Below are 12,834 nucleotides of genomic sequence, written 5' to 3'. Positions count from 1 at the left end.
GAGGAGGCGGGAGCGGGGACGGCAGGAGGGAGCGGTACGGAACCGTCCCCTCCGCCGGGTCGGCTTACGGGCGCCGCCCCGCGAAATGCCGACTGCCGGCTTACGGGCGCCCCCGCCCCCGCCTCACTCCAGCTCCCCGCGGTCCGTCTTCTTCTCCAGACGCTGGCGCTTGCGCTCCTCCTTGAGCCGGCGCTTCTCCGCCTCCCGGATCTTCCGCTCCACCCCGACCCCGCCCATCAGCGCGAACCCGGTGACGATCACGCGCGGCGAACCGGGGCTCACCGCCGCGTCGTCGCGGCCCGCCTCGCCGAAGCCGCCCATCAGGCCGAAGCCCCTGACCTCGACGTCCAGGTCCGGCGGGACGGTGACATGGACCCCGCCCATGATCGTGAAGCAGCGGATCACCACATCGCGGTCCTCGAACCGCGCATCGCGCAGATCGATCTCGCCGCCCGCCTGGAAGACGACCGCCGTGAACTTCCGGCCCACCGTCCACGTCCCCTTGCGGCCGAAGCCGCCCCAGAACGCGAACGCGCCCTTGGACGTGGCCGGTTCGCGGCCGATACGGTCGGCCCAGACGCCCGGGGCGGTCTCCCGGTCGGCGGTGCGCGCCACGTCCGTGGTCGTCCCCGGCGCGGGCAGGTCCCGTACCAGCGGCACCAACTCACCGTGCGTACGCGCCTGGTAGGCCACGCCGAGGCGCTCGTCGAACTCCTCCATCGTGAGCCGACCCTCGGCCATCGCCTCCCGCAGCCGCTCCGCCACCTGCTCGCGCTCGGCGTCGGAGGCACGCGTCTCAGGCCGTTCACTCGTCATGGGAGCAGAGTAGCCACCCCTTGAGGCCCACGTCACACAGGCGTTCGGTTCACACGGTTGTTCGCTCCGCGTACATCGTGGCGATCACCGACTCGATGTCCGGCTCCCGCACCGAGAGGTCCACGAGCGGATACTCCGCCGCGATCCGCGCCACCAGCGGCGCCGCCGACTCCGTCGCCGGGAACGCCAGCCACTGCCGCGGCCCCTCCACCTTCACCACTCGCGCGCCCAACGCCACCATGTCGATCGGCGGCAGTTCCCGCTCCAGGTCGACGACGAGCGTCCGTTCGCTCTCCCCCACCTCGTGCAGCCCGGCCAGCGCCCCGTCGTACAGCAGCCGCCCGTGGTCGATGACCATCACGCGCCGGCAGAGCTGCTCGATGTCGGTCAGGTCGTGGGTCGTCAGCAGCACCGTCGTCCCGCGCTCCGCGTTCAGGTCGCGCAGGAACTGCCGCACCTTCGCCTTGGAGACCACGTCGAGCCCGATCGTCGGCTCGTCCAGATACAGCACCTCCGGGTCGTGCAGCAGCGCCGCCGCGATGTCGCCGCGCATCCGCTGGCCGAGCGAGAGCTGCCGTACCGGTACGTCCAGCAACTCCCCCAGATCCAGCAGCTCCACGCACCGCTCCAGATTGGCCCGGAACCGCGCGTCCGGGACCCGGTACATCCGGTGCATCAACCGGTACGAGTCGATCAGCGGCAGGTCCCACCAGAGCGTGGTGCGCTGCCCGAAGACCACCCCGATACGGTGCGCCAGCCGCGTACGCTCCCGCGACGGGTCGATGCCCGCGACCCGCAGCCTGCCGCCGCTCGGGGTGAGGATGCCCGTGAGCATCTTGATGGTGGTGGACTTCCCGGCGCCGTTCGGGCCGATGTAGCCGACCATCTCGCCGCGCGACACCCGGAAGCTGATGCCGTCGACCGCCCGCACCTGGTACTTCTCGCGACGCAGCCGACCCGTTTTACGGCGGACGTCGAAGACCTTCTCCACACCGTCCAGCTCGATGAAACGCGACGCGTCGCCGTCGCCGTCGCCGTCGCCGTTGCCGTTGCCGTTGCCTTCTCCGTCGTCGTCGCCTTGGTCCGTCGTCATCCGTGCGCCCTCTTCACTTCTCTTCACTTCTCTTCGCTTCTCTTCCGACCCGGTTCGGCAGGTTCGCTCCTCAGCTCCCCGTACTGCGGTACGCCCGCAGCCCCACCCGCCACACCACCCCCGCCAGCGCGCAGCACCCGCACGCCACCACCGGCGGCAGGAACGCCACCGCGTCCGGCAGCCCCAGCGGGGCCTCCCGGCCCAGCACGTACAGCGCCGGGATCCAGTTGACGAAGGCCAGCGGCACCACGAACGTCACCCCGCGCACCAGGTCCTTCGCGAAGACCGTCGGCGGGTACTGCAGCAGCGTCGTCCCGCCGTAGGTGAACGAGCTCTGCACCTCGGCGGCGTCCAGCGCCCAGAACTGGAACGCCGCGCCCGCCACGAACACCGAAGCGAAGATCGCCGCCCCGCTGATCAGCATCATCGGCATCATCAGCACCCGTACGGCCGTCCAGTCGATGTCCAGCGCGAGCAGCGCGTAGCCCAGCACCAGCAGCCCCTGCACGACCCGGCCGAGCCGGCGCAGCGCGAACCGGTCGGCCGCCACCTGCGCCAGTACGGGAACGGGCCGCACCAGCAGCGTGTCGAGCGTCCCGTCGCGCACCCGGCGGCCCAGCCGGTCCATCGAGCCGAGGAGCAGATCGGCGAGGCCGAAGGCCGTGGCGGACGTCCCGTACAGGAAGGCCACCTCGGGCAGCGCGTAGCCGCCCAGGGTGTCCACGTGCGTGAACATCAGCAGGATCGCCACGAAGTCGAAGGCGGTCACCGCGAAGTTGGCGAGCGCCGTCATCACGAAGGACGCGCGGTACGCCATCGTGGAACGCATCCACATGGCGACGATCAGGCCGTACGCCCGCAGCCCGTCCCGCAGGGCCGCCGCGCGCGAGGTCCGCGGAATCCACAGCTCCGCGTGTCCCTCTCTCTCCGCCACGGATCCCTCCGCGAGCGTCTCGTCAGCCACCCTGGACCACCACCCTCCTCGTCGCCACGGTCTGGAGCAGCCGCCCGGCCACCAGCAGCCCCGCCGCCCAGCACGCCTGGAACGCGTACGCCCCCACCAGGTCCCACCCGGTGCGCCGGCCGAGGAACACGTCCGCCGGGATCTGGAGCAGTGAGGACCAGGGCAGCGCCCGCGCGATCTCCCCCAGCGCCCCCGGGAAGAGGGTGAGCGGCAGCAGCAGCCCGGAGAAGAACGTCCCCGCCAGGAACGAGATCTGCGCCACGCCCGCGCCGTCCATCAGCCAGAACGCGGAGAGCGCGACGAGATAGCGGAGCGCGAAGCTGACGACCACCCCGAGCAGCACGGACAGCAGGAAGGCCGCCCAGACCAGCGGTGAACCCGGCATCGCCAGGTCGAAGGCGAGCGAGCCGATCGCCATCGGCACGATGCCGCGCCCCAGCAGATGGAAGATCGCGCGCCCCAGGTCCCCGGCGAGCCACCAGAGCTGGAGGTCGGCGGGCCGGTAGAGGTCGACGGCGATGTCGCCGGTACGGATGCGCTCGATCAGCTCGTCCTCGAAGCCGCCGCCCATCATGGCGCAGGTCATCAGCAGTGCCTGGCCGAGCCATACGAAGGTGACGGCCTGGGAGAGGTCGTAACCCCCGAGCTGCGGCCGTTCGTCCCAGAGCGCGATGTACGTGTACGCGATGATGAAGCCGAACACGGTGTTGGTGAACATCCCGGCCACGGTGGCCACCCGGTACGTCGCGTGACGCCGGAACCCTCCCGCGGCCACCGCTAAGTAGAGCCGCACGAAGGCCCCTTTCTCTCTCTTCGAATGCCGGTCGGACGCCGGTCGTCCGTCGACGGGACGCCTGCCGGACGCCGGACAACGACTGCGGGCGCCAGGGCCGACGGCCGCAGGCACCAAAGCGCACGACCCTAGCCCTGTCCGCCGCGCCGCCGCGACCGAATAATCCGGCCCGCCCGCGCACCCTCTCGTCCCCCTGTCGCCGTTCTGGCCGTGTTTCATAGGACTGCGCAGCGTTTCTTATGCCTGCGTTACGAATAGCCTGATACGACACCGTTATGCCGGAGAGTCAACCTTCGGCCACGGCCGAGGAGTCTCCACGCACATGAACGACGAGCCGCAGCGGCAGGGCTGGGCCCCGCGAGACGCCTCGGCACCCACCCCGCCGGGCCCCGACGACCGCACCGGCGGCACTGGCGACAAGAGGGCGGACAAGCAGGCGAGGAAGCGGGCCCGGAAGGAGGCCGAGCGGCGCCGCCGTACCGGCCCGCGCGGGCTCCTCCCGACCTGGCGCATGACACTCGGCGCGCTCCTGTTCTGCGCGCTCCTCCTCATCGGCGGCTTCGCCCTCGGCTACAAGCTCGTCGACATCCCCGCCGCCAACGCCACGGCCACCGCCCAGTCGAACGTGTACCTGTACGCGGACGGCACGGAGATCGCCCGCGACGGCGACATCAACCGCGAGAACGTCCAACTCGCCCAGGTGCCCAGGACCGTACAGCGAACCGTGCTCGCCGCCGAGGACCGCGGCTTCTACAACGAACCCGCCGTCGACCCGCAGGGCATGATCCGCGCCGCCTGGAACACCGCCACCGGCAAGGGCACCCAAGGCGGCTCCACCATCACCCAGCAGTACGTCAAGAACTACTACCTCGGCCAGGAACAGACGATCGCCCGCAAGGCCAAGGAGTTCTTCATCGCGATCAAACTCAACCGCGAGGAGACCAAGGAACAGATCCTCCAGGGCTATCTGAACACCAGCTTCTTCGGCCGGAACGCGTACGGCATCCAGGCCGCCGCACAGGCCTACTACGGCAAGGACGTCGAGGACATCACCACGGCGGAGGGCGCCTATCTGGCCTCGCTCCTCAACGCGCCCAGCGAGTTCGACGTCGTCCTCCACCCCGAGAACAAGCCCGCCGCCGAAGCCCGCTGGAACTACGTCCTCGACGGCATGGTCAAGGAGAAGTGGCTCGACGCCCGCACCCGCGCCACCCTGAAGTTCCCCACACCAGGACCCGTCAGATCCGCCGCCACCGGCCTCTCAGGACAGCGCGGCTACCTCGTCCAGGCCGTCGGCGACTACCTCACCAGCCACCACATCATCGACGCCAACACACTGGCCACCGGCGGCTACCGGATCACCACCACCCTGGCACGCAAGAAGCAGAACGCCCTGGTCAAGGCCGTCGACAACCAGGTCACCTCCCAGCTCGACAGCTCCCGCGCGGCCGACCGCAACATCCGCGTCGGCGGCGCCTCCATCGCCCCCGGCACCGGCCACGTGGTCGCCATGTACGGCGGCATCGACTACACGAAGCAGTACGTCAACAACGCGACCCGCCGCGACTACCAGGTCGGCTCCACCTTCAAACCGTTCGTCTTCGCCTCCGCCGTCCAGAACGGCTCCGAAACCCAGGACGGCCGGCCCATCACCCCCAACACCGTCTACGACGGCGACACCGGACGCATGGTCGAAGGCCCCGACGGGCCCACCGGCTACGCCCCGGACAACGAGGACGACGTCGACTACGGCCCCATCACCGTCAGGACCGCCACCGACAAATCCGTCAACGCCGTGTACGCGCAACTCGCCGAGGACGTCGGCCCCGCCACCGTCAGGAACACCGCCGTCGCGCTCGGCATCCCCGCCGACACCCCCGACCTCACCGCCTCCCCCTCCATCGCCCTCGGCCCGGCCACCGCGAGCGTCCTCGACCTGACCCAGGCGTACGCGACCCTCGCCCACCACGGCGAACGCACCCCGTACACACTCGTCGCCAAGATCACCAAGAACGGCACGGACATCACCCTGCCCGCGCGGACCACCACACAGGCCGTCAGCCGCGAGGCCGCCGACACCACCACCGCCATGCTGCGCGGCGTCGTCGACGGCGGGACCGGAACCGCCGCCCGGTCCGCGGGCCGACCCGCCGCCGGCAAGACCGGCACGGCCGAGGAGGACCGGGCCGCGTGGTTCGCCGGATACACCCCGAACCTGGCCACGGTCGTCGCGGTCATGGGCGCCGACCCCAAGACGGCCCAGCAGAAGCCGCTGTACGGGGCCCTCGGGCAGGCCCGCATCAACGGCGGGGGCGCGCCCGCCCAGATCTGGGGCGAGTACACCGCGAACGCCCTGCGGTCCACCCCCGTACAGGACTTCGACCTCCAGGTGGAGGCCGGATCGACCGAGACGGCCTCCCCGGACCAGCCGGAGTCCCCGGACCCCAGCACACCGGGCAGCGCCTCGCCGCGGCCCAGCACCCAGGGGCAGAGTCAGGGACAGACCCAGGGGCAGACTCAGGGTCAGTCACAGGGCCGAACGGGTGGCGCCACCACCACCGGCTCCACCGGCGGAGCCCAGAGCCCGCCCCCCGGCCAGGGCCGGACACCGGGCGGCACGGACGGCACCGGCGGCGGTACGACGACCACGGGAGGCGGCGCGACGACCGGCGGAACCGCCGACGAGGGGCCGTCCACCGGCGGTACGGGAGACATCGCGGGCGGGGACGGCACCGGCGGTACGGGAGCCACCGGGGCCACGGACGGCACGGTCACCACAGGCGGCACGGCGGGACAGGGCCCGCCGCCCACCCCGCAACAGGACCCCGGCAACCTCTAGGTGGATCTCGTCCGGGCCTGTCCGGCCTCAGTGATCCGGCCTCAGCGATCCGGCCTCAGTGACCGGACGTGACCTTCAACCCCACCACGGCCACCACCAGCAGCGAGACGAAGAAGATCCGGGCGGCGGACGCCGGCTCCCCCAGCACCACCATGCCCAGCACCGCCGCACCGGCCGCGCCGATACCGACCCACACGCCGTACGCCGTACCGATCGGCAGCGTCTTGGCCGCCTGCGCCAACAGCACCATGCTCACCACGATCCCGGCACCCGTGAACAGGCTCGGCCACAGCCGCGTGAACCCCTCGGTGTACTTCATCCCGATCGACCAGGCGACCTCGACCAGACCCGCGACGACCAACAGAACCCACGCCATGACGGCACCTCCGGCACAGAAAGCACGGACAACAGGTGCGTCGTCTTTCGATTACCCCGGTACGGCGCGTCTCGTCGGGTTCCTCCCCAACGTAGCAAACGCCGCGGCGCCGGTGGATGCGGGCCAGTGGATGCGGGCCGGTGGATGCGGGCCGGTGCCTACAGACCACCGTCCACAGAGCACTGCCTACAGATAGAGCCCGGTCGAGTCCTGGGAACCCTCGAACCGGTCGGCGGCGACCGCGTGCAGATCGCGCTCCCGCATCAGGACGTACGCCACCCCGCGCACCTCGACCTCGGCCCGGTCCTCGGGGTCGTACAGCACCCGGTCCCCCGGCGTCACCGTACGGACGTTCTGCCCCACGGCCACCACCTCCGCCCAGGCCAGCCGCCGGCCGACCTCCGCCGTCGCCGGAATGAGGATGCCGCCGGACGAACGCCGCTCACCCTCCGGAATATCGGTCCTGACCAGCACGCGGTCGTGCAGCATCCGGATGGGCAGCTTGTCGTGTTGGCTGGGGGAGTTCTCGCTCACGCCCCAGAACCTACCTGCCCGCGGCGCTCCCGTACGCCAGAGGGGTGACACGGACCCGCCGCGGGAACACTCACCTCTTCCGGCGCTTCGCCACCTTCGCCGGCCTGCCCGCCATCACGAGCAGCCCGACCACACCCACCGCGAGCAGCGCCACCGGCACCACCCGCTCCAGCCGGGGCCCGCCGTCCTCACCGACGAACGACGCGCGCACACCCGCCACCGTCCTGTTCACGGCGACGAACGCCCGCCCGGCCGTCTGATCCACCGTGGAGGCCACCCTGGCCTTCGCGTCGCCGACGATCGTCTTCGGGTGCACCCGCACCCCGATCTCGTCCAGCGTCTCGGCGAGCTGCCCGCGCCTGCGGACGATGTCCGCCTCGATCTGCGCCGGGGTCCTGGAATCCGACACCGCGCTGCCTCCGTCGTCGTGTCCGGTAGTCCTTGAGCGACAGTGTGTCAGCTCCACCTCGACCTCACCCGACGGCACCCCCGATTACGCTCAGGCGCATACCACCGGCACCCCGCCCGACCTCGGAGGAGAACCATGAGCGAGCGACTCACCCCCGGCGACACCGCCCCCGCCTTCACCCTGCCCGACGCGGACGGCAAGGACGTCTCGCTCGCCGGTCACCAGGGCCGCAAGGTCATCGTCTACTTCTACCCCGCCGCGCTCACCCCCGGCTGCACCAAGCAGGCCTGCGACTTCACCGACAACCTCGACCTGCTCGCCGGGGCCGGGTACGACGTCATCGGCGTGTCCCCGGACAAGCCGGAGAAGCTGGCGAAGTTCCGCGAGCAGGAGAACCTGAAGGTCACCCTGGTCGGCGACCCGTCCAAGGAGGTCCTGGAGCGCTACGGCGCCTTCGGCGAGAAGAAGATGTACGGCAAGACCGTGACCGGCGTGATCCGCTCCACGATCGTCGTCGACGAAAACGGCAAGGTCGAGCACGCGTTCTACAACGTGCGGGCCACAGGCCACGTAGCGAAGATCATCAAGGATCTCGGCATCTGACGGAACTGTGACCGAAGTCCCACTTCCGTGGGACTTCGGTTTGCATCCCGCGCCATCGTGCAGAAGGTTCCCCTGGACTGCTTCACCCCGAGTCACTCCAAGGAAAGGAACCGCGCCATGGCCGGCCAGGAACACGAAGAGGTGGCCGACCCCGCAGCGGTCAAACGTCACCCCGCCCTCTTCCGCGCCGTCAAACAGCGGAAGAACCCCAAACTGCGCCGGTCCGACATCACCGTCACCGACGACCAAGCGGTCAAGCGTGCCGTGAAAGCCGCCTCCCTGGGCAACGCCATGGAGTGGTTCGACTTCGGTATCTACAGCTACCTCGCCGTCACCATCGGCCATGTCTTCTTCCCGTCCGGAAACCCCACGATCGAGCTGCTCTCGTCGTTCGCGACCTTCGCCGTCGCCTTCCTCGTCCGGCCACTCGGAGGAATGTTCTTCGGCCCTCTGGGTGACAGGCTCGGCCGCAAGAAGATCCTGGCGCTGACCATGATGCTGATGGCCGTCGGCACCTTCGCCATCGGCCTGATCCCCTCATACGCCACGATCGGCCTCTGGGCCCCGGCACTGCTGATCCTCTTCCGCCTGGTCCAGGGCTTCTCCACCGGCGGCGAGTACGGCGGCGCGTCCACCTTCATCGCCGAGTACGCCCCCGACAAGCGCCGCGGCTACTTCGGCAGCTTCCTCGAATTCGGCACCCTCGCCGGGTACGTCGGCGCCGCCGGCCTGGTCACCGCACTCACCGCGATCCTCGGCTCCGACTCGATGGAGGCCTGGGGCTGGCGCGTACCGTTCCTCGTCGGCGGCCCGCTCGGACTCGTCGGCCTCTACCTGCGACTGCGCCTCGACGAAACGCCCGCCTTCCAGAAGCTGGAGGCGGAGAGCGCACACGCCTCCGAGGCGGCCGACACGGTCGAGGCCACGACCAAGGACGACCTCGCCAAGATCTTCCGCCAGTACTGGCCGTCGCTGATCCTGTGCATCGCCCTCGTCGGCGCGTACAACATCACCGACTACATGCTGCTGTCGTACATGCCGACCTACCTCTCGGACCAGCTCGGCTACAGCGAGACACACGGACTGCTGATCCTGCTGGGCGTCATGGTCGCGCTGATGCTGATCATCAGCCAGATCGGCAAGCTCAGCGACCGCTACGGCCGTAAACCGCTGCTGATGACCGGCATGCTCGGCTTCTTCTTCCTCTCCCTGCCGGCCTTCCTGCTGATCAAACAGGGCAGCATCCCCGCGATCGTCGCCGGCATGCTGATGCTCGGCCTCTCCCTGGTCTGCCTCCTGGGCACCATGTCGGCCGCGCTCCCGGCCCTCTTCCCCACGAACGTCAGGTACGGCTCCCTGTCGGTCGGCTACAACCTCTCCGCCTCCCTCTTCGGCGGCACCACCCCCCTGGTCATCACCGGCCTGATCAGCCTGACGGGCGACGACCTGATGCCGGCGTACTACGCGATGGCGGCGGCACTGGTGGGCGTGATCGCCGTGGCCTGCATGAAGGAGACGGCCCAGAAGCCACTGACGGGCTCGCCCCCGTCGGTGGAGACCCGCGAAGAAGCGGTCGAACTGGTCCAGTCCCAGACCCCGGAACCCAAGTTCTGACACCTCCACCGCCTCGCTCGGATATCGGACGGCTGCGCCGGATGGCGTAACCGTCCGATATCCGGTTCGTTACTCAGTGCGACGCCGCGAACGCGCGGCCGGACCGAGGGGGAGCCGTGCCCGAGCCTTACGACCGGGACCTTCTGGCCACAGCCGTCTCCGATGCGCAGACCTGGGCGGATCTGATGCGCCGCCTCGGGCTCAGAACAAGTGGCGGGCAGCGCCGCGTCCTTCAGCAGAAAGTTGCCGACCTCGGCATCGACACCAGTCACTTCAAGCAACGGAGTCCGTGGCGGAAGTACCCGGACGAGGCCATCGCCGCCGCTGCCGCGACATCCATGACACTGCGTGAGGTCGTTGCCAAGCTGGGCGTGCCACCCGCCACAGGCACGCTGTCGCACATCGCCCGCCGCATCGAGGCGGCGGGCATCGACATCAGCCACTTCCCGGGGATGAATCTCACCCCGACCGAACTGCCTTTCACCACCCCCGAACTGGCGGACGCCGCTGCCTCCGCCGACAGCATCCGTGGCGTAGCCCGCATTCTCGGAGTACCCGACGACAGCCGGTCGCGCGCGGCGCTCGGCCGCATGCTCAAGGAGCGGGGCATCGGCACCGCCCATTTCCGTAACGCGCGCCTCGCGATCCCGGAGGCGGCGCTGCGCGAAGCGATATCCGGCGCCTCCAGCTATGCGGATGTCATGCGCTCCCTCGGACTTCAGGTGAGCAACACGAATCACCGCCGTGTTCGGCGGATAGCAGCCCAACTGGGCCTCGATACCAGTCACTTCAAGCGGCGCGCCTGGGGAAAAGCACAACCGCGCGCACCGAAACCCGTGGCCGACGACACACTCGTCGTCCTGCCGCAAGGCTCCCCTCGCACCAACCGACCCCGGCTGCACCGGGCACTGCAAGAGATCGGTGTCCCGTACCGCTGCGCGTCCTGCGGGAACACCGGCGCATGGCTGGGCCGGCCGATCACACTCCAGATAGACCACATCAGCGGCGACTGGTTGGACAACCGCGCCCAGAACCTGCGTTACCTGTGCCCGAACTGCCACGCGCTGACGGACACGTGGTGCCGTAGCCGCCGGAAGAAGCCCTAGCTAGGTGACGACATGACACGGCGACGAGCGCGCGTCCCGCTGTCCACGCTGCGCGCCCAGTCGGCGGCCCGGCGTACCCCGTGGCTGTGCCCCGCCGCTGCGGCGCGGGGAGGATGTACGGGTTATCGCCGAGGTGAAGCGGCCCAGCCCGTCGCGCGCCGCTCGCCGACATCGACGATCCGACGGCGCTCGCCGCCGAATGCGAGTCTCTACGCGACCGGCGCGCGGACAGGCGGTGATGCTGCAGGGCGGAGACTGCGCAGAGACCCTTGCCGGGTCAGCCGCTGACGCGATCCGCGGGTTCGTAGAGGTGCACCTGGCCCTGGGCACACATCCGGGCGGGATGCACATGAAGTTGACCGGCGACGACGTCCCGGAGTGCGTGGGTGGCAGCAATGCCGTTTTGGCGGAAGGCCTGCACCACCGCTACAAGACGGCCTGCGGCTCGCGCCTGAACCACGCCCAGTCGCTGGACCTCGCCTTCCTGCTCGCCGAGATGTACCGGGACGGCACCCCGCTCTGACCTACTGCCTGACCGCCCAGTTTCACCCGTCGGTCAAAGACATGGCTACGTGCCGGCATTTTCGAAAGAATCGAAGAGCCGAGTTTATCGGGCATGGATATGAATCCGCCTCAAGCCTTGCACGTCTGATGTCGATAACGCCGTCGACCGGCGGGACTGAAGGATGGTTATTGTGAAAAGACTTGTCATCGAACCCAACGAGCGCAGGCAGATCGAATGGCTGATCGACGACGTGCTCGAGGAGTACGGCCAGTGGGACCCGGGCCATTTCGTCACGCACGCCAAGACGGTGGCGGAGTCGCTGCCCATCCGGGTCCGCCAGTTCTTCCGGCGCATCCAGACCGACGAAACCGACCTGGCAGTGCTGTCGGGGCTGCCCCTGAGTAACAACCTCGAACCGACCCCGACCGGTTGGGACATGGCGCAGAAAAACAGCGCCGGCCACCGGGAAGAGATTGTGCTCATGCTGTGCAGCGCCGTCCTCGGCGAGCCGTTCGCCTGGGGCAACCAGCAGAGCGGTCGCATCATGCACGATGTGTGCCCGGCGCCCGGCAAGGAGCGCTCGGAGACCAGCGGTAGCAGCACAGCTCCGCTGTCGCTGCACACCGAGGATGCCTTCCACCATTGCCGCTGTGACTATGTGGCGCTCTACTGCCTGCGCAACAGGGACCGGATCGGCACCACCGTCGTGCGTGCCGGCCGGCTCGACCTGCCTGAGCGGTTGTCCGGGATCCTGTCGGAAAAGCGGTTCCACCACCGCCCCGACCAGTCACACGTCGGGCCGCACGGACATTCCAGCGGGGCGGCGGAGGTGGACGCAATTTTGTTCGGCCCGCCCGAGGCGCGCTACCTGCGCATCGACTTCGACGACACCTGCGCCGCGGACGAGGACGACCACGCCGCTACGGAGGCCATCGCAGAGCTGTACAGGTACGCCTGTAGCGCGCAGGAAAAGGTGGTTCTGGAACCCGGCGACGCGATCTTTCTCGACAACTACCGCGTCGTGCATGGCCGGGATCCGTTCCAGCCGAGGTACGACGGAACGGACCGGTGGCTGAAGCGAGTCAACCTGATCCGGGACCTCCGCCGGGTGTTCATGGCGACCGAGACCCGGTCGCGCATCGTTGTATGAAACCACAGCCGGCAGTTCGGGCGGGAAAGGGG

12 protein-coding genes, 1 pseudogene and 1 riboswitch are annotated in these 12,834 nt (G+C 69.3%); of the genes and pseudogenes, 6 read left to right on the top strand and 7 right to left on the bottom strand.

Going from position 1 to position 12,834, the window contains the following annotated elements:
* Positions 1-123: 123 nt before the first annotated feature.
* The 4 genes from ACIBJC_RS18445 to ACIBJC_RS18430 form a co-directional block, all read right to left on the bottom strand.
* A complete protein-coding gene (locus ACIBJC_RS18445; RefSeq protein ID WP_399293314.1) occupies positions 124-816 on the bottom strand; it encodes a DUF1707 domain-containing protein in 693 nt (230 codons plus the stop codon).
* A 49-nt stretch (positions 817-865) separates the two neighbouring features.
* Entirely contained in the window at positions 866-1,909 is a 1,044-nt protein-coding gene (locus tag ACIBJC_RS18440) for an ATP-binding cassette domain-containing protein (RefSeq protein ID WP_399293311.1), read from the bottom strand.
* A gap of 70 nt (positions 1,910-1,979) precedes the next feature.
* Entirely contained in the window at positions 1,980-2,816 is an 837-nt protein-coding gene (locus tag ACIBJC_RS18435) for an ABC transporter permease (RefSeq protein ID WP_399294226.1), read from the bottom strand.
* Between the two features lie 49 nt (positions 2,817-2,865).
* Positions 2,866-3,666, bottom strand: a complete 801-nt coding sequence (locus ACIBJC_RS18430) for an ABC transporter permease (RefSeq protein WP_399293308.1) — start codon at positions 3,664-3,666, stop codon at positions 2,866-2,868.
* Between the two features lie 322 nt (positions 3,667-3,988).
* Between ACIBJC_RS18430 and ACIBJC_RS18425 the strand changes: the two genes are divergently transcribed.
* Complete coding sequence (locus ACIBJC_RS18425) at positions 3,989-6,505, top strand: transglycosylase domain-containing protein (RefSeq protein WP_399293305.1); 2,517 nt, start codon at positions 3,989-3,991, stop codon at positions 6,503-6,505.
* A 55-nt stretch (positions 6,506-6,560) separates the two neighbouring features.
* On the opposite strand, the gene sugE is transcribed toward ACIBJC_RS18425, so the two are convergent.
* The 3 genes from sugE to ACIBJC_RS18410 form a co-directional block, all read right to left on the bottom strand.
* The gene (gene sugE / locus ACIBJC_RS18420) at positions 6,561-6,881 is read right to left on the bottom strand and encodes a quaternary ammonium compound efflux SMR transporter SugE (RefSeq protein WP_329826881.1); all 321 of its coding nucleotides are present in this window, start codon (positions 6,879-6,881) and stop codon (positions 6,561-6,563) included.
* A gap of 34 nt (positions 6,882-6,915) precedes the next feature.
* Positions 6,916-6,981, bottom strand: a riboswitch (guanidine-III (ykkC-III) riboswitch).
* A gap of 86 nt (positions 6,982-7,067) precedes the next feature.
* Complete coding sequence (locus tag ACIBJC_RS18415) at positions 7,068-7,370, bottom strand: co-chaperone GroES (protein WP_329827408.1); 303 nt, start codon at positions 7,368-7,370, stop codon at positions 7,068-7,070.
* Positions 7,371-7,485: 115 nt separating this feature from the next.
* On the bottom strand, positions 7,486-7,824 hold the full coding sequence (locus ACIBJC_RS18410) for a DUF3618 domain-containing protein (protein ID WP_399293302.1): 339 nt from the start codon (positions 7,822-7,824) through the stop codon (positions 7,486-7,488).
* 135 nt (positions 7,825-7,959) lie between these two features.
* On the opposite strand from ACIBJC_RS18410, the gene bcp reads away from it, so the two are divergent.
* From bcp to ACIBJC_RS18385, 5 genes and pseudogenes are all read left to right on the top strand, one after another.
* Positions 7,960-8,427, top strand: a complete 468-nt coding sequence (bcp, locus tag ACIBJC_RS18405; RefSeq protein WP_399293299.1) for a thioredoxin-dependent thiol peroxidase — start codon at positions 7,960-7,962, stop codon at positions 8,425-8,427.
* A gap of 117 nt (positions 8,428-8,544) precedes the next feature.
* Positions 8,545-10,041: a glycine betaine/L-proline transporter ProP gene (proP, locus tag ACIBJC_RS18400; RefSeq protein ID WP_399293296.1), complete on the top strand. Its 1,497-nt coding sequence runs from the start codon at positions 8,545-8,547 to the stop codon at positions 10,039-10,041.
* A gap of 116 nt (positions 10,042-10,157) precedes the next feature.
* Positions 10,158-11,147, top strand: a complete 990-nt coding sequence (locus tag ACIBJC_RS18395; RefSeq protein WP_399293294.1) for an HNH endonuclease signature motif containing protein — start codon at positions 10,158-10,160, stop codon at positions 11,145-11,147.
* A 286-nt stretch (positions 11,148-11,433) separates the two neighbouring features.
* Positions 11,434-11,670 (top strand): annotated as a pseudogene (locus tag ACIBJC_RS18390) (3-deoxy-7-phosphoheptulonate synthase); the annotation flags it as partial.
* Positions 11,671-11,842: 172 nt separating this feature from the next.
* A complete protein-coding gene (locus tag ACIBJC_RS18385; protein ID WP_399293291.1) occupies positions 11,843-12,802 on the top strand; it encodes a TauD/TfdA family dioxygenase in 960 nt (319 codons plus the stop codon).
* Positions 12,803-12,834 lie beyond the last annotated feature (32 nt).

Origin of the sequence: Streptomyces sp. NPDC050509 (assembly GCF_044457965.1) — a bacterium.
Lineage (GTDB): Bacteria > Actinomycetota > Actinomycetes > Streptomycetales > Streptomycetaceae > Streptomyces.
Note: the sequence above shows the minus strand (reverse complement) of the source record. Positions and strands in the feature narration are given on the sequence as shown.